This window comes from Phormidesmis sp. 146-33 (genome assembly GCF_052939515.1).
Window position 1 is genome coordinate 1 of record NZ_JBJPHU010000083.1, and the last position, 25,041, is coordinate 25,041.

Annotated in this window: 21 protein-coding genes, 1 other RNA gene and 1 pseudogene; 12 read left to right on the forward strand and 11 right to left on the reverse strand. The window is 49.6% G+C overall.

Annotated features, from left to right (window positions below):
• Positions 1-381 precede the first annotated feature (381 nt).
• The gene (locus ACJ2PR_RS25240; RefSeq protein WP_446879011.1) at positions 382-1,521 is read right to left on the reverse strand and encodes a glycosyltransferase; all 1,140 of its coding nucleotides are present in this window, start codon (positions 1,519-1,521) and stop codon (positions 382-384) included.
• A 198-nt stretch (positions 1,522-1,719) separates the two neighbouring features.
• A complete protein-coding gene (gene topA, locus ACJ2PR_RS25245) occupies positions 1,720-4,521 on the reverse strand; it encodes a type I DNA topoisomerase (protein WP_446879012.1) in 2,802 nt (933 codons plus the stop codon).
• 664 nt (positions 4,522-5,185) lie between these two features.
• Between topA and ACJ2PR_RS25250 the strand changes: the two genes are divergently transcribed.
• Positions 5,186-6,751, forward strand: coding sequence for an NAD(P)H-quinone oxidoreductase subunit N (locus tag ACJ2PR_RS25250; protein ID WP_446879013.1), 1,566 nt, complete (start codon positions 5,186-5,188; stop codon positions 6,749-6,751).
• A 128-nt stretch (positions 6,752-6,879) separates the two neighbouring features.
• Here the strand turns inward: ACJ2PR_RS25250 and ACJ2PR_RS25255 are convergent.
• The 4 genes and pseudogenes from ACJ2PR_RS25255 to ACJ2PR_RS25270 form a co-directional block, all read right to left on the reverse strand.
• Positions 6,880-7,146, reverse strand: a pseudogene (locus ACJ2PR_RS25255) (DUF5615 family PIN-like protein); the annotation flags it as partial.
• Positions 7,147-7,172: 26 nt separating this feature from the next.
• Complete coding sequence (locus ACJ2PR_RS25260; protein ID WP_446879014.1) at positions 7,173-7,499, reverse strand: DUF433 domain-containing protein; 327 nt, start codon at positions 7,497-7,499, stop codon at positions 7,173-7,175.
• Positions 7,500-7,573: 74 nt separating this feature from the next.
• A complete protein-coding gene (rnc, locus tag ACJ2PR_RS25265) occupies positions 7,574-8,254 on the reverse strand; it encodes a ribonuclease III (RefSeq protein ID WP_446879015.1) in 681 nt (226 codons plus the stop codon).
• Positions 8,255-8,291: 37 nt separating this feature from the next.
• Positions 8,292-8,762: an NYN domain-containing protein gene (locus tag ACJ2PR_RS25270; protein WP_446879016.1), complete on the reverse strand. Its 471-nt coding sequence runs from the start codon at positions 8,760-8,762 to the stop codon at positions 8,292-8,294.
• Between the two features lie 425 nt (positions 8,763-9,187).
• Between ACJ2PR_RS25270 and ACJ2PR_RS25275 the strand changes: the two genes are divergently transcribed.
• The 7 genes from ACJ2PR_RS25275 (at position 9,188) to ACJ2PR_RS25305 (ending at position 15,532) form a co-directional block, all read left to right on the forward strand.
• Positions 9,188-9,913, forward strand: a complete 726-nt coding sequence (locus tag ACJ2PR_RS25275; RefSeq protein ID WP_446879017.1) for a cobalamin biosynthesis protein — start codon at positions 9,188-9,190, stop codon at positions 9,911-9,913.
• Positions 9,914-9,943: 30 nt separating this feature from the next.
• A complete protein-coding gene (locus ACJ2PR_RS25280; RefSeq protein WP_446866675.1) occupies positions 9,944-10,474 on the forward strand; it encodes a pentapeptide repeat-containing protein in 531 nt (176 codons plus the stop codon).
• 192 nt (positions 10,475-10,666) lie between these two features.
• Positions 10,667-11,158 carry a pentapeptide repeat-containing protein gene (locus ACJ2PR_RS25285; RefSeq protein ID WP_446879018.1) on the forward strand — a complete coding sequence of 164 codons (492 nt, stop codon included), beginning with the start codon at positions 10,667-10,669 and terminating at the stop codon, positions 11,156-11,158.
• 10 nt (positions 11,159-11,168) lie between these two features.
• The gene (locus tag ACJ2PR_RS25290; protein WP_446866673.1) at positions 11,169-12,308 is read left to right on the forward strand and encodes a 5-(carboxyamino)imidazole ribonucleotide synthase; all 1,140 of its coding nucleotides are present in this window, start codon (positions 11,169-11,171) and stop codon (positions 12,306-12,308) included.
• Positions 12,309-12,414: 106 nt separating this feature from the next.
• A non-coding RNA gene (ssrS, locus tag ACJ2PR_RS25295) (6S RNA) lies at positions 12,415-12,598 on the forward strand.
• 247 nt (positions 12,599-12,845) lie between these two features.
• Positions 12,846-14,189, forward strand: coding sequence for a M16 family metallopeptidase (locus tag ACJ2PR_RS25300; RefSeq protein WP_446866672.1), 1,344 nt, complete (start codon positions 12,846-12,848; stop codon positions 14,187-14,189).
• A 62-nt stretch (positions 14,190-14,251) separates the two neighbouring features.
• Positions 14,252-15,532: a M16 family metallopeptidase gene (locus tag ACJ2PR_RS25305; RefSeq protein WP_446866671.1), complete on the forward strand. Its 1,281-nt coding sequence runs from the start codon at positions 14,252-14,254 to the stop codon at positions 15,530-15,532.
• A gap of 200 nt (positions 15,533-15,732) precedes the next feature.
• Here ACJ2PR_RS25305 and ACJ2PR_RS25310 read toward each other — a convergent pair whose 3' ends face one another.
• The 5 genes from ACJ2PR_RS25310 to ACJ2PR_RS25330 form a co-directional block, all read right to left on the reverse strand.
• Positions 15,733-16,422, reverse strand: coding sequence for a pentapeptide repeat-containing protein (locus ACJ2PR_RS25310; RefSeq protein WP_446866670.1), 690 nt, complete (start codon positions 16,420-16,422; stop codon positions 15,733-15,735).
• A gap of 498 nt (positions 16,423-16,920) precedes the next feature.
• On the reverse strand, positions 16,921-17,112 hold the full coding sequence (locus ACJ2PR_RS25315; RefSeq protein WP_446866669.1) for a hypothetical protein: 192 nt from the start codon (positions 17,110-17,112) through the stop codon (positions 16,921-16,923).
• Positions 17,113-17,317: 205 nt separating this feature from the next.
• Positions 17,318-20,008, reverse strand: a complete 2,691-nt coding sequence (locus tag ACJ2PR_RS25320; RefSeq protein WP_446866668.1) for a GAF domain-containing protein — start codon at positions 20,006-20,008, stop codon at positions 17,318-17,320.
• 610 nt (positions 20,009-20,618) lie between these two features.
• On the reverse strand, positions 20,619-21,296 hold the full coding sequence (locus ACJ2PR_RS25325; protein WP_446879019.1) for a response regulator: 678 nt from the start codon (positions 21,294-21,296) through the stop codon (positions 20,619-20,621).
• Complete coding sequence (locus tag ACJ2PR_RS25330) at positions 21,293-22,729, reverse strand: sensor histidine kinase (protein ID WP_446879020.1); 1,437 nt, start codon at positions 22,727-22,729, stop codon at positions 21,293-21,295. Before ACJ2PR_RS25330 ends, ACJ2PR_RS25325 begins: the two co-directional genes overlap by 4 nt.
• A gap of 209 nt (positions 22,730-22,938) precedes the next feature.
• Between ACJ2PR_RS25330 and ACJ2PR_RS25335 the strand changes: the two genes are divergently transcribed.
• The 4 genes from ACJ2PR_RS25335 to ACJ2PR_RS25350 all read left to right on the forward strand — a co-directional run bounded on the left by ACJ2PR_RS25335 (position 22,939) and on the right by ACJ2PR_RS25350 (position 24,906).
• Positions 22,939-23,784, forward strand: a complete 846-nt coding sequence (locus ACJ2PR_RS25335) for a hypothetical protein (RefSeq protein WP_446879021.1) — start codon at positions 22,939-22,941, stop codon at positions 23,782-23,784.
• A gap of 63 nt (positions 23,785-23,847) precedes the next feature.
• A complete protein-coding gene (locus ACJ2PR_RS25340; protein WP_446879022.1) occupies positions 23,848-24,033 on the forward strand; it encodes a hypothetical protein in 186 nt (61 codons plus the stop codon).
• Positions 24,034-24,131: 98 nt separating this feature from the next.
• Positions 24,132-24,590 (forward strand): hypothetical protein, encoded by a 459-nt coding sequence (locus ACJ2PR_RS25345; RefSeq protein ID WP_446879023.1) that lies wholly within the window; start codon positions 24,132-24,134, stop codon positions 24,588-24,590.
• A gap of 31 nt (positions 24,591-24,621) precedes the next feature.
• Positions 24,622-24,906 carry a hypothetical protein gene (locus tag ACJ2PR_RS25350; protein WP_446879024.1) on the forward strand — a complete coding sequence of 95 codons (285 nt, stop codon included), beginning with the start codon at positions 24,622-24,624 and terminating at the stop codon, positions 24,904-24,906.
• Positions 24,907-25,041 lie beyond the last annotated feature (135 nt).

The window sequence follows — 25,041 nt, forward strand, 5'->3', positions numbered from 1 at the left end:
GCCAAATCGGTGGCCCAGTTGCCAGGATCCATGTAACCCACAGAAACTAAATATCCTGGGCCCGCATAGGCAAACATTTTGCGCCAGAACTTACCTTGAGTGGGAACCTTGATGGTGCGATGCACTTCTGGCAGAGAAGGAATGCGATCGGGTTGAGTCATCAGTGCTTATTTCACAATCATTTCATAATCTACAAATATACCACCCAGAGTTCATCTTTTTTTGTGAGTAGGCTGAACGATCGTTCCACTTCAGACAATCCAGCAGCAGCGATTCAAAGCAGCCTCCAGCATTGCTCAACTGTATTGGCAGAACTGTATTGGCAGGAGCAAATGTAGCGCTACTGGCAGTTTCCAAAGCGATCTGCTTTGAGGTGAAGCTCTACTGCTCCCAGGGCTTAATAATGCCATCACCTTCAATTTTTAACTTGCGACCGCGCCAATATACGCCTCGCCCAAATGCGCCGATCGCCCAAACACCCAAACTCAAACTATCCCGCAAAGGCAACGCCCAAAACCAGCGCACCAGCTTCGGACAACCCATATTCAACGCAGCGATGAATGCTTGAAGGTAGCGAACGGCGAACGTAAAGAGAGTCACTGCGATCGCCCAGTTTGCAAACCCTGACAGCAAAAGTAGAGGAATGCAAAAGACAACACCGTAACAAAAGACGATCGTGTAGTAAATAGCACCCCGATTAAAGCGAATGGTTCTTGACCAGCGCAACTCTCGCTGAAACAGTTGATCAATGCTCTCGCGCCCGGTGTCAGATTCTAGCAGCAAATCAGAGAGCTTGATTTGATATCCCGCTTGAGCGGCCCGTTTACCCAGGTTGTAGTCTGAGCCAATGCGATCAAGATGGAGTCCGCCAAAGTCTGCCAGCGTTGATTTGCGCGTGGCGATCGTGGCTCCGATGGCAAATTTTAGACCGCGATCGAGCTTCTGAGCCACCAGCGCACTAGGAATAAAATCACAGCAACGCCCCAAAGCAGCCAGCGCCGATCCTAAGAATTTGGGATTGTGAGCCACAAACGCACAGGTAACAAGCCCCACTTTTGGATCAGCAAGAGGAGCCGTCACCGTCTGAATGTAGTCGGGTCTAACCTGAATATCACTGTCTGCAAAGATAATTACCTCATGTTGCGCTTCTTCCAGCAGATAGCTGAGGGTGCTGTCTTTGTGGTTGATGCCGCGAGGCGTGAGTCCGGTGAAAAGGTGGACGCGATCGGGAAACAGGTTGACCAGCTTTTCAAGCATCGGAATAGCCGGATCATCCAAATCGACCACCCCAAACAGCACTTCATAGCAGGGATAATCCTGTTTACAAAAAGCTGACCAGTTTTCCCAGGCTGCCTCGTCTAGACCACAGATTGGCACCATCAGAGACACGGCATCTTGGACGGAAGTTGTGAGCGATTTAGGAGCCGTAAAAAACTGATAGGCAACTAGGGCGCAGGCAACATAGAAGACGATCGAGCCAGCAATTAGAACCAGCAAAACAATTTGCAGCAGAGTAATCATTTCGCGTTAGCAAACCTTTCTAACCAGCGACGAGTCGTTGAGCTTGAGCAATCAGAAGGTGTTTGAGAATTTGCAAACGGGCGATCGCGCTTTGTCATAATTCTGCAAATAGAAAATAGAAACCGTCTTGCGCTTACCACGATTTGAAACGATCCTGTGGAAACGACCATGTGAACGATCGCTCCTCGACAGAACCTTCTACTCTTCAGCCGTTTGTAGCTTTTTGCGGGTTGTACTGGTCGTTTTTTTGGCGGCTGCGGCAGTCTTGCGAGTGGTTGTTTTTTTGGCGGTAGACTTGGTAGCTGCCTTCTTGGTGGTTTTCTTTTCAGCTACTTCAGAATCGTCGTCTGCGGTCTTTTTGGATGCGGTCTTTTTGGATGCGGTTGCTTTGGAGGTAGCGGCTTTTGATTTAGTCGTGCCAGATTTTTTGCCTTTGGTGCCTGCTTTGGCATTGAGCGCTTCTACCGCCACCTCCATTGAGATTTCTTCGACGGTCTGACCTTCTGGCAGTGAGGCATTCACCTTGCCATGCTTGATGTAAGATCCATAGGGCCCGTCGTAAATGTTCACAGGCTCATTGTCTTCAGGGTGGGCACCGAGTTCTCGCAACGGCTTGGCTGCGCCTCGTTTACCACGGGTGACTTTGGGTTCGGCTAGGAGCGCTAAGGCGCGATCGAAGCTAATCGACAACACATCATCATCCCCTTTGAGCGATCGGTATTCCTTCACGCCTTTGCCCTGGTCATGCACGATGTAAGGGCCAAATCGCCCCAAGCTTGCCTGAACCTTGCCGCCGTCGGGGTGCATTCCCAAGTTGCGAGGCAGCGCGAGTAGCCCAACTGCTTGCTCTAAAGTGACGGTATCGGTGGTCACGCCTTTGGGTAAGGAAGCCCGTTTGGGTTTGGGATTTTCATCCGTCGCGTCGCCAAGCTGAACGTAAGGGCCATACGCGCCAATCAGAACGTAGATTGGTTCACCCGTCTCAGGATGAAAACCGAGTTTGTCCGGGCCTTCTGTCTTTTGTCGGAGAAGCGTTTCGACCTGTTCGGGATCAAGATCAGCGGGAGTGAGATCTTTTGGAATGGAGGCTTTGACCATCCCATCGCCGTTCTCGACTTCGATGTAGGCCCCATAGCGACCAATCCGAACTTTGGCAGCGAGTTGTTCTAGTTCAACCGTGCGGGCTTCGGTCGGGTCAATCTGGCTTTCGCGATCGCGTACCTGCGTTTCCAATCCATCGTCACCCAGATAAAATTCCTTGAGATAAGGCAGCCACTGCACTTCACCTGTTGAGATGTCATCCAGCGTCCGCTCCATTTTGGCGGTAAAACTGGTGTCTACCAGATCAGGGAAATGCTTCTCTAATAAAGAGGTGACAGCAAAGGCGGTAAAGGTGGGGATCAACGCATTGCTGACCAATTGAGCGTAGCCGCGATCGATAATCGTGCTGATAATGCTGGCGTAGGTACTCGGACGACCAATGCCTTCACTTTCGAGCATTTTGACGAGGGAAGCTTCGGTGTAGCGGGCAGGGGGTTGGGTTTCGTGTCCGATCGCGTCCAGGTTGCGGCAGTTGGGATGGTCGCCGACACGCATGGCGGGGAGAATGATTTCCTGGTTCTCGATCGCCGCATTGGGATCATCGGAGCCTTCAACGTATGCTCGAAAGAAGCCCGGAAAGTCAATCCGCTTACCGCTGGCGCGAAATCCAGCATCCTCTACCTGAATCTGCACCGAGATCTGGGTCTGACGAGCATCGGCCATTTGAGTCGCCACAGTCCGCTTCCAGATCAGATCGTAGAGTTGAAACTCTCGCCCACTCAGTCCAGTCTGCTGAGGCGTGCGGAAGCTACTACCAGCCGGACGAATCGCCTCGTGGGCCTCCTGTGCGCCTTTGCTCTTGGTCGTGAACTGACGTGGCTGAGGACTGAGATAGTTGGCACCATACATTTGCTCAACACACTCACGAGCAGCAGAAACGGCCTGACTCGACAAATGTACTGAATCCGTTCTCATGTAGGTAATGTAGCCCTGCTCATACAAACTTTGCGCCGTCCGCATTGTGTCACGAGCCGAGAGACTGAGCTTGCGGTTTGATTCTTGTTGCAGCGTTGAGGTTGTGAAGGGCGGGGAAGGTTTGCGCGTGACGGGGCGCTCTTCGAGATCCGAAACCGTCCAGGCTTTGTCTGTCAGTCGTTCTTGGAGCGCTCTGGCTTCGATTTCGTTGAGCAAAACGACATTGCGACCTGCGGCAACTTGTCCGGTTGCTTCGTCAAAGTCGGCACCTGTGGCCAGTTTGCGTCCCGCCAGCGTGGTTAGCTTTGCTTCAAACTGGTTGTCGGGCTTGTCGGAATGGGTGGATTCTCCGATCGCCAACAGCGCTTTGAGATCCCAGTAAGCCCCTTTGCGGAAGGCTCGACGCTGCCGTTCACGAGTCACCAACAGCCGCACCGCAACGGATTGCACCCGCCCAGCAGACAGCCCGTAAGCGACTTTCTTCCAGAGCAAGGGGGAAAGCGTGTAGCCAACTAAGCGATCGAGGATGCGCCGCGTCTCTTGCGCCCTGACCAGTCCTTCGTCAATATCTCGACAATTATTGATCGCTTCTCGGATCGCTTCTTGCGTGATCTCGTGAAACACCATGCGCTTGACAGGCACCTTGGGCTTGAGAAGCTGCAACAAATGCCAGCTAATGCTTTCTCCTTCACGGTCTTCGTCAGTCGCCAGCACCAACTCCGTCGCGTCCTTAAGGGCATCCTTTAGGGTTTTGACAATTTTGGCTTTGTCTTTGGGCACTAGATAAATCGGCTCAAAGTCCGCATCCACATTCACGCCCATCTCTCTGACCTTCTTATCAGTGATCGAGGCAGGAACGTCACTAGTAGACTGAGGCAAATCGCGGACATGCCCCATCGATGCTTCTACCCGGTAGCTAGACGGCAGATAGTTGCGAATGGTGCGGGCTTTAGTTGGAGATTCGACGATGACAAGCGTTGACATGAGTCTCGTTAGCTTCCAGAGAAAAGAGCGATCGGGCAGGCGATTAAATCAGTGAGGGCGATTTCAGGATGACGTATCTCATCAATAACACCAAATCTGAATAGATTGCAGAATCTTGGATTTGGTAAGTCCAGTGTAGAAACTAAGTTAAAGGCTTTTTGTGCCTCAAATCTAAAAAGATTGCTAAATCTCCATTTTTATAGGGGATTTCGACAATTGACAAAACGCACAATCGAAGAGCCTATCTCTCCTAACTTATAACCATACCCACAGCCCAGGAGATTTCACCACAAAGATTTTTGGCGGATCTCTCTACTATCTGCGCCGGGTTTCTCGCTCAACCGCAGGTTTTCTCTCCAAAAAACGTAAACTTTACGAGGGGTTCTCCTCAACGTTAAGTTTTAATTTCTAGTCGTCAACCCAAGATAAACCGTTCTCTTGTCCCTTGTGCTTTCTCTATGCATCATCGAGATCCATAAACTCAATTAGATGCCAGCTTCTAAGAGAACCAATCTCGGTTTGAGCACGGATCGCAGAAATTAACGGGATCTAGAGTACCGGGCACGTTAAAATCCGTAAAAGATCTGTACTAACTTAGGATTCTCTTGTCTTTAAGGCGTTGAGTTCCTAAATTTTCGTTAACCGCTCAATCGGACTCAGCTTTATGGACTTTGCTACTCTTGCAGCCCAGTTAAACGCGGGAACGATCTTGCCAGAGGGAATCGTCATCGTCACGATTCTGTTGGTGATCGTGGGTGACTTGATTGTGGGGCGCACCGCCTCCGCCCGTTGGACTCCTTATGTGGCGATCGGGGGCTTGCTGTCCGCCGTCTTCGCCCTCTACCAGCGCTGGGGCTCCACCAGCCCAATTTCTTTTTTTGGAGAGTTCAACGCCGACAACATGAGTGTGGTCTTCCGGGGGATCATTGCGCTCTCGGCGGCTGTGACGATTTTGATGTCGATTCGCTATGTCGAGCAATCGGGCACGGCTCTGGCAGAATTTCTCACCATCTTGCTCACGGCTGTTTTGGGCGGCATGTTCCTCTCTGGCTCAGACGAGCTAGTGTCGGTCTATGTCTCGCTCGAAACGCTCAGTATTTCTTCTTATTTGTTAACGGGCTATACCAAACGTGACCCGCGATCGAATGAGGCTGCGCTCAAATATCTGCTGATTGGGGCATCGAGTTCGGCGATTTTCCTCTATGGTGCGTCGTTGCTGTATGGGCTATCGGGTGGAGAAACTCGTCTGAGTGCCATCTCTACCAGCATTGGGGCAGCGGGCTTAGAGAACTCGATCGGTCTGGTGATTGCGCTGGTATTTGCGATCGCGGGCATCGCTTTCAAAATTGCCGCCGTTCCCTTTCACCAGTGGACTCCGGATGTGTATGAAGGGTCACCGACTCCCGTGGTTGCCTTCTTATCGGTGGGGTCAAAGGCGGCTGGATTTGCGCTGGCGATTCGGCTGCTTGTGACGGCCTTCCCGCTGGTGACGGAGCAGTGGCACCTAGTCATGACAACTCTCGCTCTCTTGAGTATGGTGTTGGGCAACGTGGTCGCCCTGGCGCAAACGAGTATGAAGCGGCTTTTGGCCTATTCGTCGATCGGTCAAGCAGGTTTCGTCATGATTGGGCTGGTGATTGGCACCGATGCCGGATATGCCAGCATGATCTTCTACCTGATGATCTATCTGTTCATGAACTTGGGCGCATTTACCTGCATTATTCTCTTCACGTTGAGAACGGGAACTGACCAAATCAGCGAATACTCTGGTTTGTATCAAAAAGACCCGCTTTTGACTCTGGCTCTCAGCGTCTGTCTCCTGTCGCTGGGTGGCATTCCGCCTCTGGCTGGCTTCTTTGGTAAGCTGTATCTCTTTTGGGCAGGTTGGCAAGCGGGCGCGTATCCGTTGGTACTGTTGGGTTTGGTAGCGAGTGTGATTTCGATCTACTACTACATTCGTGTGGTGAAGATGATGGTCGTCAAAGAGCCGCAGGAAATGTCTGAATCGGTGAAAAACTATCCTGCGATTCGCTGGGATTTGCCGGGGATGCGTCCTTTGCAAGTCGGTTTGATCATGACGCTGATCGCGACGACGGTGGCTGGCATTCTCTCCAATCCGCTGTTTACGCTGGCAAACAACTCGGTGACACAAACGCCGATGCTGCAAGCGGCTGACAAACCTGCTCTGCAAGTGAGCAAAGATGTAGAGAGATCTCCCTTGAATCTGTAAATTTTGGCTTGAAGACCGATCGCTCTTGAGTGCTTAAACTTGAGGGCGATTTTTTTGTGCAATTAACCAGGACGATTAACTCGAATTAACTTGCCATTTAGAGGTTCAGAAAGGGCGATCTCTTCGAGTTACCCGCAAGGGGTCGCTTCACTGATTCGATTTGCCATGCTTGCGCGATCGGACTCGTCTCGACAAATCACAATCCCAGCATGGTCGGGTTGCACCTGATGCAATCGAATCAAGTGACGACGATTGAGGGTCAAAACGGCTCTTCCAGTCATCGTGGCAAAGCTCAAAACTTCCTCGTCAGACAGTCCTCGATTGTTTGCTTCTTGAACGGTGAGTACGTTGTGCTGTAGAAATCGTAGCCCTTCAACCACTCGTTGAGGAAATTGCTCATCGCATAGAGGTCAGCCACTAATCACGCTTCCTCATTTTCTCGAATCGTCGCTGCAATTTCCTCAGAATGCGCGTCTGCATAGACCCAAGCGTTTGCTAGATCCGTTGCAGAGAGAGTGAGGTAGTCTTTCAGAAGATCCATTTCGCTGATTCCCAGATTTCTCGCTTCTACCAGCACCCAGACTGGAATGCGCGTTCCTTCGATGCAAGCGTCGCCCCCACAGACTCCCGGCGTTTTGGTAATGCCGCGCCAATTGCTGCTGAGGCTGCGCGTCAAGATCTGAATCGCTTCGGCTTTCTTGGAAGGAGTGAGCGAGAGTAGCTGTGCCTGAAGTTCTTTGAGCGTCATGGCGATTTCTCAAGCAAAAAGCGGCTTCTTTATTGTGAGGGATTTGGAGGAGCGATCGTCTTAATCTCGATCGCTCAAATCAAGCCTCGTTTTTTGAGTTTGGCGAGTGCATCTTCGGCCGCTCGTTTTTCGGCATCTTTTTTGCTGGTGCCTTTGCCTTCTCCATACACTTTGTCACCGACCAAAACTTTAGAGACAAATTCTGGTTTGTGATCCATGCCTCCAGCTTTTTCTGTGAGGTATTTAGGTGGCGTTGAACTGATGTTTGCCTGTACCACTTCTTGAAGTCGATTTTTAGAATCTACGCTAGAGCGAGACACGACGATTCCTTCAGGAACTGAGTCAAAAAATTGCTCGATCAAAGGACGAACTTTTTCAATATCTCGATCGCAATCCAAGTAGTAAGCAGCGACAACTGCCTCAAAGGTACTGCTCAACAAATTTGGATTTTGATAACCTCCATCTTGGATGGTGCCTCTGCCCAATCGCATTCTAAAATCGATGCCAACTTCTATGGCAAATTTGGCTAATTGTTTTTCGTCAACGAGTGCCGATCGTCGTCGGGTCATTTCGTCCTCTCCCATTTCTGGATGGCGACGATACAGATATTCTCCACTCAAGAAAGTCAGGATTGCGTCTCCCAAAAATTCCAGCCGTTCATTCTGCATTTCCCCCGGATTTTCGTTTATGTAAGAACGATGGGTCAGTGCATGACGCAACAGGTTTTCATTGTGGAATGTCAGAAGTTTGTGCATTGTAATCCCTTCTCTCTTGAGTAGATTTTCTACCTGATTAAGCAGCTTGTTTGAAAAGCTCACTCACGTAGCGAAACTCGTTAGCTAATTCACGTAGTTTCTTACTAACGTTGTTGCATTGAGCAATGATGATGACCCATTTCCCTTTAGCTTTTAGGTCACGAACTAATGGTGCAAAATCTTTATCTCCAGAGACGAGAATCACAACATTAATCTGTGGATTATTCAAAGCTTGGCTTCTACAATCTTGAATCAGTTGGTCATCTACACTGTTCTTTTGGCGGGAAGGGATGTTGACGCACTCAAGTCCAATTTTGTAGAGGAACTCTTCGCGTTGCTCGTTTTCACGCCGCCAGTAAGCGTAAGCTTTTTTGCTCTTCAGGTTAAATACAATGTCTGCCCAACTCAACAAATAATCTGCTTCGTTGTCAGTACATCTAACGTTTTGCCAGTCCCAATACAAAGCGCAAGAGGGAGTTGAATTGCCAAAATTTTGCATGTTCATCATGCGTAAGCTCCTAATAATTTTGTTAGAAGCGTCGGACATTTATTTGGCGCGACCTGAATTCTCTAAGAGAAACCCAGGCACAAAATCGAATCCTCTAAGAGAAACCCGATCGAATTACTTAGTAACCTTGATGGTTATCGTCTCAAAAACAGTATCTCAGAGCTTCAAATTGACGTACAGCCAGTATTCTGAACCAGCATCCATCTAAATTTTGACCTTCTGAATCTCTAGCTAGATAAATGTTGAGCCAAAATACGAGCTACACATTAATCTGAAACTTTGAGATGCTGCACATGAGACGGAAACCCAAGCCTTGCGCCTAACGTTTATGTCTTTCGCTATGCGTAAAATATGACACCTCCTTTCAGTGTTTGTCAAGCCTCTCGTTGTACTAATTTCAAAAAGTAGGATTTGAACGATTGCTCATGCTAGAAATCGTCCGTTTGGGAAGTCTGTACGGCTGGCAAAAAGGCAGCGGAGATTGGGAAGGCGTGAGGGAAGCAATCGCTCATCAAGATCCCATTCAAGTCATTCAAGAAGCAGGCTCAACGCAGTGGCAAACTGAATTACCGTCTGATCATTCGTTCTATTTTGGCTTTCCTGAATACACGGCGACCCAACGAGATCACCCCCCAACGCCCAAAGGGCGAATTTGGATTAGTGCGATTCAGCGGCGGTTTGCTCCAGAGTCAAAGTTACCCAAAGTGCAGTGGCATCCGCGAGTGTTGTGGGTGGGCGTTGGCTGTGAGCGGGGCGTTTCTCAAGTCTTGATTGACCAGGCGATTCGAGAGATTTTTCAAGCAAATCATTTAGCTGAGTTGGCGATCGCCGCCTTGACCACGATCGACACCAAATCCAATGAAGCCGGACTACTGGAATTTTGCGGTCAGCGTCATCTCCCTTTGCGTTACTTTTCTGCCGAAGCGCTGCGATCGGTTTCTGTCCCCAATCCTTCAGCCGTGGTTGACAGCAGATCGGGAACGCCCAGCGTCTCAGAAGCAGCCGCCATTTTGGGAAGTGGAAACCCTGATCTCTTGATTCCCAAGAAAATCTTTCGAGTTGAAGGATCTGGAGCCGTGACGATCGCCGTCGCTCAATCAAACCAGGAATACGCAGAAGACAGCAACCAACAAAGCGCCCCTTCCTCATAAACTAAGAATGGACTCTCTTAACATTCAGCAATGATCTGCACACCGTTGATGCCTCGGCTGCGAACTTTGATTTTGTCGATCGTTCTTGCCGTTCTTTTCTGCCTAAATGGGACGCTTCCCGCAAATGCGGCCGCCTCGACTGCGGCCAGTGGTAAATCCCTCGACTTTGCCAGCGACGCATCTGGAAACAAAGATTTCTCAGGCAGAGACTTGCGAACCGAAGAATTTCCGGGCGCTGATCTCGACAAAGCCAATTTCTCAAACAGCAACTTAGAAGGAGCCGTATTCAGCACCTCAACGCTTAGAGAAACCAACTTTCAGGGCGCAAATCTCAATCAGGTCATGATGGATCAAGTTCGTCTTCTGAACGTGAATCTGAGTGATGCCGTTCTCACCGACGCTATGCTGCTGCGGACTGAGTTTCGCGATGCCAACGTGACGGGCGCAGACTTTAGTGGTGCAATCTTGAGTGCCCTTCAGGTCAAAGAGCTTTGCAAATCAGCCAGCGGCACAAATTCAAAAACAGGAGTTGATACGAGAGAATCGTTGGGTTGTCGTTGAGAAAGGGATGAGGGAGAACTTTGATGATCTGTTCCCCCTTTGGGGGTAATCTGCTTCGCGAGGAGAGATGAAAAGACGGTTTGGTTGATTGAGAGATGATGGCATTTCTGAGTTCTCGTTCGGCATTTGGCACGATCGATTTAAGGTTTCATTCGTGAGGTAAGCTGACTTTATTCACGATCGAGAAATTCTATGATGCTTTGGCGATCGGCTGCCTTTCTGTTAGCGCTGATTCTCTGGTTCTGTTCGCTCCCGGCTCAAGCGTTGGACTATCCGCCACCCCTTTCTTACAGCAATGCGGAATTGGCGAGGAAAGACTTTTCGGGGCAGACGTTGCGATCGGCGGAGTTTTCTAACGCCAATCTCGAAAGCACCAATTTTGCCAACGCTGATATGAAAGGGGTCGTGTTAAGTGCCTCTGTGTTGACGATGACCAACTTACAGGGAGCCGACTTAACCAACGCATTCATGGATCAAGTCAAGTTCACTCGCACGAATTTGAGTGATGCGATTTTGACCGATGCAATTTTGTTGCGCTCCACCTTTAAAGACATCAACATTAACGGAACCGACTTCACCAACGCTGTTTTAGACGGTGCCCAAATTCGAGAACTTTGTCAGGTTGCTCAAGGCACAAATTCCAAAACGGGTGTCGATACGAGAGAATCTTTAGGTTGCCGTTAATGTCGTTGCGATGAATTCAGAAAGTGCTAACCCTGCTCGAACCGTTGGCGTGATTGGAGGCGGACAGTTAGCCTGGATGATGGCAGACGCAGCCAAAAAGTTGGGCGTTGCGTTAATCATTCAAACTCCCGAAGAGACCGATCCGGCTGTGTCGATCGCTGCTCAGACCATCCTTGCCCCGATCGAGAACGCCGCCGCCACCGCTCAACTCGCTCAACAGTGCGAAGTCATCACTTTTGAAAACGAATTCGTCGATTTAGCGGCACTCTCTCAGCTTCAAAAGGCTTGCTTTCGTCCCAGTTTAGAGTCTCTCAAACCGCTCCTGGATAAGTACGATCAGCGCTGCTATTTGCGCGATCGTCACCTTCCCACCCCTCAATTTTCTGACTTCTCAAACGCCAATATTTCTAAGTTTCCGATCGTTCTCAAAACGCGCCGCCACGGTTACGACGGTCAAGGCACGTTCATTCTCAGAAACTTCGACGAGCTAGAAGCCACCCTCAAAAAACTAGGGGATCAGCCGCTTCTAATTGAAGAATTTGTGCCCTTTGAGCGGGAATTGGCCGTGATGGCAGCCCGATCGCTCACGGGAGAACTCGTCGTCTATCCCGTTGTCGAGACTCAGCAAGAAAATCAAGTTTGCCGTCGCGTCATTGCCCCGGCCGATCTGCCTGCGTCCACTGTTCAAGAAGTGGAAGCGATCGCTCGTACGCTCTTAGACAGCCTGCAAGTCGTCGGTATTTTTGGAATTGAGCTATTTCTCACATCTGAAGGAAACGTTTTAGTCAACGAAATCGCGCCCCGGACTCACAACTCTGGGCACTATACGATCGACGCTTGCGCCCCTTCCCAATTTGAGCAACAGCTTCGAGCCGTCTGCGGATTGCCGCTAGAAACTCCCAAAATGAAGGGTGCAGGCGCTCTCATGGTCAATCTTTTAGGCTACGAAAATTCCCACAGCGACTATCTCCCCAAGCGCCAACAACTCGCCCAAATTCCCAACGCCTTCATCCACTGGTACGGCAAAACCGAATCGCGCCCCGGCCGAAAACTAGGACACGTCACCGTTCTACTAAACACCTCCCAGGATTTGAGAGGAGACGCAATCGCTCTTTCCAAGACGATCGAATCCATCTGGTACAGCCCCTAAAACATTTCATCCCTCATCCCTCATCCCTCATCCCTCATCCCTCATCCCTCATCCCTCCTTCAACCCCCTCTCCCCAAACTCCCCCTTTCCCGCTAGAATGAGTGAGGTTCAACTGCGGCGTTGGTGACTGCCAATAATGTTTTATGATCTTGCTTTTCAATTAGGGAACTTAAATCCGTCTGGCGGCAGTAGACCGGACTTGCATCCGGAAACTTTAAGTCGGGCGATCGGCTCCCACCTGGTCTCGCACCAGGTCAAAAACTGAGGTAAAACGGCGTTGCGGTGAACTTCACAGAATTGCTTTCCCTTGTTGAACTCAGCAGGGGAATTTTTGTACGAAAGTCTAGAAATCTTTACACTCACAACTAATCCCGCAAGATTACGCCTAAAGACGCTGCAAAATCGTGTGATGAATGGGTTAAAGAATGAATAAGATGAGTAGATGGGTCGGTAAAGTTTTGATGATTAGCCGACTTGTTTGATTGTCCAATCCTCTCCTCAGCTTGGACTGTCCCTCAACCCCACCCAAAAATAATCTTGAACTTACCCCGATCGTCCCAGTTCTCGACAGCCCCCTTTCCAGCCAACATTCTCACGCTAGAGGGCGGATTAACGCTGATTCACCAACACGTTCCTTCTGGTGTCGTCGCGGTTGATGTCTGGGTCAAAGCAGGCGCGATCGTTGAACCCGACGAATGGTCAGGCATGGCCCACTTTCTCGAACACATGATTTTTAAGGGCACCGATCGCCAACCTCCCGGCAGCTTTGATCACGCGATCGAAAATCGAGGCGGCATGACCAACGCAGCTACCAGCTACGACTACGCCCACTATTTCATCACCACGGCTGCTCATCATCTGGGCGATACGTTACCTCACTTGGGCGATCTGCTGGTGAATGCGGCGATCCCTGATGACGAGTTCGATCGAGAGCGCGATGTCGTGTTAGAAGAAATTCGCCAAACCTACGACAATCCAGACTGCATCGCCTTTGAAGCCTTGATGGAAAGTGTTTATCAACGACATCCTTACGGACGATCGATTCTGGGCACCGAAGAAAAACTGATGGAGCGATCGCCCGCAGAAATGCGCCAGTTTCATCGCAGCCACTACCAGCCTGACAACATGACCGTGGTGATCGTAGGAGACGTTTCGCAGGATGAGGCAATTCGGGAAGTCGATCGCGCCTTTCATCCCTTCCAAATGCCGCTCACCTGTGCCCAATCCAGTCTCGAAGCCGAGCCGCCTCTAACTGGAATTCGTCGTCAAGAACTCAGACTGCCTCGACTAGAGCAAGCCCGTTTGATGATGGCGTGGATGACTCCGGGGATCAAGACTCCTCCATTGCGACCCGATGTAGAAACTTTGCCCTGGCAACGATTTCCTGAAGCCGAACACCGAGACCCGCTACAAGATGCCTATGGGCTAGAGGTGCTATCAGTTTTGCTGGCGGAGAGTCGATCGTCCCGGTTAGTTCAAGAACTGCGTGAAGAACGGCAACTCGTCCAAGGGATCAGCAGTGGATTTACACTTCAGCGCGAATCCGGGATCTTTACAATCACTGCATGGCTTGATCCCGACCAGCTAGAACGAGTTGAGGCCTTGATTTGCGATCGCCTTTCAGAACTGATCACCACTCCCGTCGCCGCAGGAGAGCTTGCCCGCGCCAAACGCCTGCTCTGTAACGACTACGCCTTTTCAACTGAGACTCCCAGCCAGCTTGCCGGACTGTATGGCTACTACCACACGATCGCTCAGGCAGAGGTTGCCGTCAGCTATCCCCAACGGATTCAAGCCATCACCCTCGAAGACTTGCAGGAGTTGGCGAGTTGCTATTTGTCCCCTTACCGATATGCCACGATCGTCATGAAAGCTCTTTAAACCTCGTCAAACGACGGCTGAAAACCTTAGATTTAGCAATATTCATCAGGACTTTTACGATCGTGACTTCCACTCTTGCCCAGCGCACCATCCATCGCACCGTTCTCAACAATGGCATCGTCGTTTTAGTAGTCGAAAATCCCTCGGCTGACATCATTGCCGCTAGAATCTTTGTCCGATCTGGGAGCCGATGGGAATCTCCTCAACAGTCCGGTTTGTCTCATCTCGTCGCATCCGTCATCACCAAAGGCAGCCAGCAGTTTTCATCCCTGGAGATTGCCGAACAGGTCGAAACGATCGGAGCCAGCTTAAATACAGATTCGACCTCCGATTACTTCTTAATGAGCCTAAAAACTGTCTCTTCAGACTTTGCTCAGATGTTAACGCTGGCGGGAGAACTGCTGCGATCGCCCACCTTCCCCTTAGAAGAGGTCGAGTTAGAACGGCGGCTCACCCTGCAAGCCATTCGCTCTCAACAAGAGCAACCCTTTACGATCGCGATGGATCAGTTGCGTCAAGCCATGTATGGTCAGCATCCCTACGCTCGATCGGGCTTGGGCACCGAGGAAACCGTTGCAAAACTGACGCAGCAAGACTTACAGCAGTATCATCAAACCTATTTTCGACCCGACAATCTTGTGATCAGCATTGCAGGACGAGTGACTTCCGAAGCCGCGATCGCGCAAGTCGAGTCTGTATTGGGCAATTGGCAAGCCCCCTCCGTTCCCCTACCGACTTTGAATTTGCCGCCGATCGTCGCCGCCCCCAAGCAAGCCATCACGCCCCAGGAAACGCAACAGTCGATCGTCATGCTGGGTTATCTTGCCCCTGCGGTCAGCTTGGATGCCACAACTGCCTCAGACTACGCCGCCCTCAAAGTCTTAAACACCTACTTAGGCAACGGACTGTCGAGCCGCCTATTTGTCGAGTTGAGGGAGAAACGAGGACTAGCCTACGAAGTATCTGCCTTCTACCCCACCCGCCTCGACACCTCCCAATTTGTCGTCTACATGGGCACCGCACCAGAGAATACGGCGATCGCTCAAGAAGGTTTGCAAACTGAAGTCGATCGCCTCCGCACGACAACCCTGACCCCAGAAGAATTGCAGTCCGCCAAAAACAAGATGCTGGGTCAATACGCCCTTGGCAAACAGACCAATTCTCAGCTTGCTCAAATTTTTGGCTGGTACGAAACCTTGGGATTAGGCATCGAGTTTGACACCCGCTTTCAAGAAGAGGTAGCGGCCGTAACGGTAGAAGGGGCCCAATCGGCAGCCGATCGCTGCTTCATCGAACCCTACCTCTCGCTACTGGGCCCTGCCGCCGTTGTTAACCCGACTTGATAGCCGATCGTGTCTTGTCAGACTTTAGACTTTGAACTTTAAACAGAGCGAGTGAGAGTGTCGGATCTAGGGTCTTCGCAGGTCTGATGGCGCTCAGTAGAGAATTGGGATGGCTAAAGGATCAAACCCTAACTCATCCCTCATCTCTCCTCACGAAGCAGATTACCCCCAAAGGGGGAACAGATCATCGAAGTTCTCCCTCATCCCCCAAAAATCGCCCCCCGCTGCTTCAAGTCACGCCTCATTTCCTTCGACAGTTCTGAGACTTGACTAAATCGAGTTCTTTCAACTTTAGTGCCTGTGAAATCGGCATCTGCAAGGATTGAGTTTCTCAAATCGGCACTGCTGAGGTCAGTTCCATACAAGCTGGCACCCCTCAAGTCAGCATCCATCAGGCTCACTCGACGCAGGTCAGAATGATTCAGGTTTGCCCCGCTCAAATTTGCGCCCTCTAGTCTGGCTCCTAGTAGAGTTGTCCGCCGAATGTCTGCCTGACTGAGATTAGCGCTGACCAGAGTCACCTCGATCAAATTGGCATTATCTAATGCTGCACTCATCAAAACGGCGGCCGTCAAGTTGGCGCTGATTAGTTTTGCTCCTGTGAGAATGGCGCTGATCAGGGTTGCGTTGGTCAGATTGGCGCTGATCAGGTTCGCCTCGGTCAAATTGGTGTTGATCAGGTTGGCACCGACTAGATTGGCACCAATTAGATCAGCATGAGACATATTCTTAGAGCGTAAATCAACGCCGCTCAAATTCGCCTCAGAAAAATCTTTTAGCGGGTTGAGTCCAGCAATATGGGCGAGGTCGAAAAAGTCATCTGTATCGGCTTTCTCGACATTAACAATTAGTTCTTGAAGAATCTGAAGGGACTGCTCTTTGGTCATCATTGTTTTAGCCTGCCTATCTGAGACCATGCGGGGGAACGGGCATTGCACTCAAAGAGGACTACAGACTATTCCAGAATGATTTCGCAAGACAGGTCAGGGAATTTACGGATTTCTCTAAATACCTGATCGTAAATTTACAAAATCAAATCGGGGGTGCTGGCAGGTAGCTTTAATTAGCGTCGGTTCGATGAAGATTTTTCGCTGCGTTGTCAACCGCTTCTGCCCCCCAACCTCCCATTCTGGGGGACTTCAAAACAATTACTCCGGCTCAAAGTCCCTCACTTGTGGGGGATGTAGGGGGCGTTCCCAGATGGACAATCGGAGTGAAGCAATCCATCGAATTCACATTTAATTAGCGTCAATTCAACAATGTTTTTTGATTCGATGTTCCGCCCTTCTGTCGCCGATCCCCCCATGCTGACGCACTTTTAGACAAGATTCATGGGAGATTTAGGGACAACTCGACTCCATAACCGAAGTGAATACTCGAATTCACATTTAATTAGCGCTTTCTGCTTGATGTAGCGCAATCAATCGCTCAATAATGGCCCGTTTGTTAGGACTAAGATTTTGAGGAATGAGTGTTTCGAGATTTGGCAAATGGTTTAATTCAAGACCAGACTGACGAGAGTCTGGCTTAAAGTCATTCTGAGAGAAATGAAGGCTATCAGCGTGATTTGAGTGAGACATTATGAAAAATGATGGTGAAACCATTTCAAATCCAGGGCGACTCAACTTCCTGGGTTAACTTTCTGTGGAACTTACCAGACTGGCCGAATCAAGCTTTACTAGCAGCAGTTTAACTTTTCTCAGCCTGACTGCCCATTACCTGATTGGGCTAATTGCTTCTGCTCAAAGATAGGATTGGCTTTTTTAACTGTGAAGAAAATTCAGGCTATTTTTCGGTGAGCGCCCAGGCTCCATCCCAGTCGTCAGGCGGGGGATTGGTCAGCCAATGTTGACAGCGAATCATGTGCAAAGATGAGGCTCGATCGTGGCTGTCAATCTCCAAAACCTGGGCAAACTCACCCACTGCCAGAGCAAACTTGCGCTTTAGATAATGCTCTCTCGCTTTGTGGTAATGCTCGATCGCCTGCTGTTTTTGGGCAGGGATCGATTGATCGCGCAGCCCTACCAGTTCGTAGACGGCGACGGGCTGATTTTTGCCTTTGACTTTGATGAAATCAAGCTCTCTCGCCCAAACCCGATCGGCACAGGGTCGATACGTACTTTCACTAATGACAATATCGGTGCCATAGAGTTTGGTTGCGCCTTCGAGTCGGGCACCCAGATTAACCCCATCGCCGATCGCCGTAAACTCCATCCGCTTGCTACAGCCAATATTGCCGCTGATCACGGTATCTGAATTGATGCCAATACCAATTTTGATCGCTTTCTGATTTTCGGCTTCGCGTCTTTCGTTAAAGAGTTCCAGTCGTTCTCGCATCTCTACTGCCGTTTTGACTGCCATCCACTGATGATCATCCAGCGGCAACGGTGAGCCAAAAACCGCCATGATCGCGTCGCCGATGTACTTGTCAAGAATACCTTTGTGAGCAAAGACCGCATCCACCATCGACTCAAAATATTGGTTGAGCATTTCCACGACTTCTTCGGCGGCCAGCGTTTCTGTCAGGGTTGTATAGCTGCGAATGTCGGAGAACAGGACAGACACTTCTTTGCGATCGCCTCCCATCTTGGCGGCATCTGGATTTTCTAATAGCTGCTCTGCCAGTTCCTGGGTCATATAGCGGTACATCGTACTTTTGAGCCGCTTTTCGTCACTGATGTCATCCATCACCACTAGCGCACCGGACACTTTTTGGTTGTCATTGGCCGCGGCGATCGTGTTGATCGACAAATTAATGCTGTGCTGTTCTTCGCCGACGACCGATTGCAGCGTCTGATCGGGATAGTACTGCTCACGATTTTGCGCGTCTAGCGACATTTTGAACCAGCGACAAAAATCACCCGTCTCAATGCGAATCAGATCCGTGATCAGACGACCTTCGATCGCCGCCAACCCATCCAGTCCCAAAAGTTTTTTCGCACTTTCGTTAGCGGCAATAATGAAGCCTTCTTTATCTGTTGAGATCACACCGTTGGAGAGCGATCGCAAGATATCACGCTGCATCTGCTCTTGCTGTTTGACAGTTTCAAAGAGTTTGGCGTTTTGCAATGCGACCCCGGCCTGAATGTTGAAGGTGGCCATAAAATCTTGATCACTGCGGTTAAAACTCGCTCTCCAGCATTCGGGAGCCTGGGGCCAGTTAGCAGGATCGTAGGAAGGGTAGTCGCCCTGTCTCTGCTTGTTGACCAGTTGAGTCACCCCGATCAGTTCACCGTCTGAGTTGTGAACGGGCATACAGAGCAGACTACAGGTACGATAGCCCGTCGCTTGATCGGTTTGCTTGGCGGTTTCTGCGCCGTCGTGTTCGTAGAGGTCAAAGGAAATATTGAGCACTTCGCCCGACGCGGCCACTTGCCCGACAAAGCTGCCCAATCCGATCGGTAATCGCAATTCTCTCAAGGTGCCGTCCGCTAGGGTGACGCGAGTCCAGACTTCATCCCGTTCGCGATCGATCAGCCAGAGGGTACTGCGATCGGCGTTCATCAGTTTTTTGGCCTCGTCCATCACGCGCTTGAGGGTGTCGTCGAGGTCGAGGCTGCTCTGGCTCAAAGATTGGGTCGCTTTGATCAGAGCATTGGCGGCCCGTTGCTTTTGAGTGGCAATGTAGAACGATCGAGAGGATTCTAAAATCAGCCGAATCGACGGCGCAAAATCTTCAAAAACCTGCTCATCGTAGTCAGTAAAGCCATTGAGATCAATCTGCTCATCAATGGGAGCGTGACGATCGCAGCCTGGTTTTAATTTGTTGACCAATTGCACAACGGCGACTAGCTCTTCTTGGTCATTGAGTAAAGGCAGGGTCAGCATCGTAAAGGTTCGATATCCCGTCTTTTGATACTGAATTTTGGCTTGAGTCGATCGCGGATCGTTGAAAAAATCGAAGGGGTTGTAGACGGCTCGTTTAAAGGTTGCCACTTCGCCCGCGATCCCCTGGTCGATCGGAAAGCGAATCTCAATGCTGCGTCCCTCTTCTCCTTCTGCGGTCGTGGTGTAAAGCTCGTTCTTTTCCTCATCCAATAGATAAATCGTTGTGCGATCAGCGTTGAGCAATTCTCCTGTTTTGGAGGTGATCGAATTGAGCATCTCTTCGAGAATGGTCTCAAACCCTTGCATGTCCAGCATTGAGAGGGTCTGATTCACGATTTGCAGCTTTTGCTCAACCTCTTTGACGACTTCTTTAAATCTGGTCTGCGTCAGGGGAGCCAGAAAAGAGGCAAACCGACCTTTGGCGGGTAGTGAAGTGGTCTGAGTCGAGACGAGAGCAGACTCTGCAAGAGACGGTGCAACTACAAACTCTGCCCGACCCACATTAGGCGGCTCCCCATGTGGGATCACATCCATCACGACATGATTGAGGGGCACCCGTTCACTGGTGAGAGAAGATTTGCTGGTGACGAAGGTGTCTTTGAGAAGATCACCAACGTGGCGGTTGGGCAGATGAGGAGATGCAGTCATAACGGTTTTCAGTGAGAAGCTAAAGGATTCCTTGAGCCAGTGGCGATCGGGGCGGGTTAAAACTTGCGGCCAGCCATTGGGCGATCGATCGGCTCAGATCTTGCGGAGCTTGGAATGCGTTTCACGTTTAATCTAGGATGATTTTGGCACGATGACCAGAGACTAGATGTACCAATTTCTACCAAGTCTAAATCAGCGATCAGGCTTTTGGGACTCCTCGAATGGATTGGCTGTCGTAAATTTTGACACCCATATCTGGAGCGTCATGTGTCTAAAAGAAAGGGCGAGTAGACAAAGATATCGAACACCCTGGATATCTACAGCACTTTTATCTAGAATTCCCTCTCATTCGCAACTTTAAGCTGAAAATCAGTAATCTTTCAATCCAAATGAGGGATTTCTCAGTAACCCTGACATTTTACTTTTATCTGATAGAAGTAAAAATAGCTGTAAAGCTTGCGTGAATTACATACGAGGATATAAAGAAAATTACAGCCTTGCCTGGGTTAGCGGTTTTTAAGTGAGTCAAGCTTGTTTGCCGCCTGCAACTTTTCTTGCACTCTGCCTATTTTGTAGGGATTAATTACGTGAGGTTGGGAGCCGAGAGCTTTTATTTTCTGACAGATTCAGAATTCTCAGACAACTTTGGGGTGAGAAAGGAATGGGCAAAGACGGCGATTTGAGTGCGATCGCGCAGATTTAGCCGACTCAAAATGCTGGAGACATGATTTTTCACCGTCTTCTCAGTAATGCAGAGAACTTCAGCAATTTCGCGGTTGTTGGCACCTGTGGCAATCAGGCTCAGTACTTCCCGTTCTCTAGGGGATAATTCTGCTAATTCAATTTTTGACGAACTGACTGAATTTGGGGAGGCGACCCGCTGAGAAAACACTTTCTGAAACAGTCCGGGGGCGAGCTGGGTGTAGCCTCTGTGAGCAGAACGGATGGCATCGGCAAGTTCGTCTGAAGGGGTGTCTTTGAGGAGATAGCCGATCGCGCCAAAGTCCATCGCCTGTTGAATATAGTGCTCGTCGTCAAAGGTGGTGAGAATCAGAACTTTGATTTGAGGGCTGCGATCGCAAATCATTTGAGTCGCGGCAACGCCGTCCATCACAGGCATTTGCACATCCATTAAGACTAAATCGGGTTGAAGCTGCGCGGCTTGCTCGATCGCTTGTTGCCCGTTTTCTGCTTCTCCAATCACCTGTAGATCTGATTGCGCCTCTAACAAACGTCTGAGTCCCTGACGGAGTAGCGTTTGATCTTCGACTAGAAGCAGGCGAATCATAAAATCACTTGAGGGAGTGGAATGGTTACACAGACTTTGCAACCTGCGCCCGGAGCACTGATGATCTGGAAGGTTCCGCCTAAACTTTCGGCGCGTTCTTGCATTCCTCGTAGCCCAAATCCGGTTGCATTTTGCTCAACTTGGAACCCTCGCCCATCATCCTCGATTTGCAGAGAAAGATGACAAGTTTTTTCAGTTGATTCTAGTTTAATTTGAATGTTAACCTGAGTGGCATTGCTATATTTCTGGACGTTGGTTAGAGCTTCTTCGATGATCCGGTAGACTGCAACTTGTATTCTGGTCGGTAAGGCTACTTGTGTCTCCAGGCGAACCGTTGGATATAACCCTGTTGCAAGCTGAAAGTTTTGGGTAAGAGTGGCAATGGCATCACTCAGCGATCGACCTTCTAGCGGATCAGAACGGAGCAGTGCGATCGATTGTCGCAGTTCTCTCAGCGCATCTGAAGAAATTTGTCGGCTTTGATCGAGAAACGTTTTTGCCTCATCAGAATTTGACTGTAGTGAGAGAGCCGCATTTTGTAGCAACACATTCTGAGTCGTCAATAGATGACCTAGAGAATCGTGAATGTCACGAGCAATGCGGGTGCGTTCTTGTAATGTTGCCTGGTCTTCAATTTGAATTGAATATTGATAAAGCTGTTCGTGTGCCTGTGCAAGTTTGCGTCGTCCGTTCCGCTCATTGACGACTGAACCAACTAAAAGGAGAACAAATAATAGAATCAACCCAAATGAAAGCAAGCTATCTGTTAAGAAGAACAGAATAAAATCCTGTAGATAGTCAAAGAACTTGCTAACTTGTTCTGCACTAAATTCTGCATTGAGACGAGCGCCGCCGTTGGGTAAGAATGTAAGCCAGTCAAAGGATGCCCATTCACCTTTAGACCGGATGGCAGGATGTAGAATAATCCAAACCAGCAGAAAAGGAAATAGGGTGATTGGATAAATGCACCACATCAAGACTGCCATGATCCAACGATCGCGCTTCTGAAACATCAGACAACTGCGTAACAGAACAATCAGCAATAAGGGTGAAAGCGTTTCTAATCCCCAACCTTGAATATTTGCGATCGTCCCAATGATCATGAATGCGATCGAGGTATGAATCCACTTACCGAGCCGCGTAGTTGGCAATCCGAAACCCATCAATCCAAACGCCAGTAAGAGGCTCAGAATCGTAATCGTATCGGTTGGTTTGAGGCTGATTTGCACAAAGTACTCTGACCCATTCCAGAAGGAAGGCTTGCCCCAGGTGTGCGTTTTGCCATCCCACAGTGCGGGCTGTAACCAAACTGGAAATCCAAAGATTTTGAAGGTCGAAATCCCCAGTAAAATCCACTCCAAATACAACAACAATCGAAAAGGATGCGGCTGTAAGTGTAACCAGGATTTGGTGATAGAAAGTCTTCTAAACATGAGGATGCGGTATGGATAAGTTGCTTTTTTGTATCACATTCTGATCAAGTTACGCTTGGGACTACAGCCCTATCTCTCAGTTCACCTAGGACTCCAGACCTATCAGAAAATCAGGACTCTAGCCTCATGTGAATAACCCTTGCTAACTCGTAGATTTGATTTGTTCTGAGAGGAACAAGCAAACTACAAAGTTAATGAAGGTGAAAGCAATGAACGGATTGAATCGTGTTCGGTTGTCGATGAATCAGATGAAAGCTCTAATCGCCGCTAGTACGCTCACAGTGACAATGGGCTATGCTCAACTAGCGCAAGCGAAGCCACTCACTGGGGCAACCACACCAGCACCAGAGTTCGTCCGTGGGGGTGGCGGCTGCGGACAGTTTGGGCGCGTCGATCCCGGTCAGACAACGCCTGCGGGTCGTGAAGTCGCGAACCGAGTGCTACTAGAACTAATCATGCGACGCTGTGTGATGGAAGGTGTCCCCGTCACAACGGCAGAAGAGGATCGCATCTACCCCCTGATCAAAGCGCTAACCGCAGGGATTCGAGACAATCTTGGTAATGGTGCTGGAACTAAGGCGCAGTACGATACATTCCTCGCTGGTGTGCGTCGAATTTTGGATGCAAACCGTATAGGACGCATTGAGGCGCATGTGGCTGCTTTGCTGGCAAGTAATACTGCACGCCCCAGTAATGGGACACAAATGATTACAGAGTCACAACCTGCTGGTGGGACACAGTTGTTGCAACCTGAATTTCAGAGGGGTCGAGGTTGCTCGGTGTTTGGCACTGCAAACGCTGGTAAGGTATCGAGAAACATTCAACAAGCGGTGAGCCGTGTTGTTCTTCAGTCAGTCTTCCGCCGCTGTCTACTCGAAAACGTCCCTCTCACGGATGCCGAGGATGCGCGATTGTTCCCGGCTCTCAATGCACTTGCACAAGGAGCAGGGCCACGACAGTATGAGCGGTTTGTAACTGTTGCGCGGCAAACACTCGACCCGGCACGCGCTGCACGAGTAGAAGCCAATGTAGCCCAAGCTCGACGCGGACTTTAGTCGATCGCACAGGGTAAAGGCCAAATGTTCCCAACAAACCTAGAAATTTCCAAGGTGAAACCGATGAGACACAGCAAATTAGCGCTGCTGATGACGAGTGTAGTGATGTTGAGCAGTGTCAGTATTCCAAGTGCGGCAAATGCTCAAGTGCGGGTTAGCGATTGGACTTCGTTCGATCGAGCCGTCACAACTCAAAGAACCTTAGTTCCAGCGGGAACACGTATCTCCGTGCAACACGAAAAGCGCTAGGCAAACAACAGTCAGAACGTATCTCTATCAGACCCCATGCTGATTTGACGCTCGAACTTCGTTCAGATTTAGCATTTCGATAGTCAGGAAGTACAACCATGAATATGAAAGTTTGGATTCCGGTGCTTTTACTTGCGACCAGTATTAGCTTAGTTGGCTGCGACGATCGCAAGGCAAAAGAACAATTGAATACCACCATGAGCAGTTGGGTGGGTCGCAATGTAAATGAGTTTGTTCGCAAATATGGTGCGCCAACTACTTCGTTTGCTTTGCCGAATGGAAACACGCTCTATTCTTACATTGCCGATCGAGAAGAGCTTTCTAAAGAACCAACCTATGTCAATGAGTCTCGCAATCGTCGGGGCGAAAAGGAAACTGTTGTCACGGGTGGAGGAACGATCGTCGATCGGGACTTTTGCGAAATTAATGTGGAGTTCGATCGAACAGGCAAGATCTTGACTTGGCGCTATGAAGGCGATTCTCCTCGGCACTGCAAAATCAAAAGTCTGCCAAAATCGTTCCAAAAGCAATTGCAAAAAGATGGCGTTTTTCCTTAGTTCAATGACATCAATTAACGTGAGGAAAACAATGAGACGATTGTTGATGACTGTTGTTGCTAGTACTGCAATCTTGGTTGGATTGGTAAGTGTGACGGTTGCTCAGTCTCCAAAAGATGCTTTGGTTGACTCGATCGATAAAGCAAGTTGGGAAGTGTCGCCTGTCATTGATCGCGAAAGCGATCCAGCCGTTGAGAAGCACAATCTGAACAATGAATTTAGAGGTGCAAATCTCACGCCTCGACAGTTTGAGCAAGTTCGCAAGGCTAATACCAAATTGATCTTTGAGTGCTACAGATCTTGGAGAGCAACCTAAATCCGCCACTTGTAGGGGACTTCAAGCCAAAGAAGTCTCGAATTCTCAAAGTCCCTCAGAATGGGGGTCTAGGGGCGAAGGATCTGTAGCATTCACAAATTGATTGGGTATAAACCTCTTGTTTTCTAATTGCAC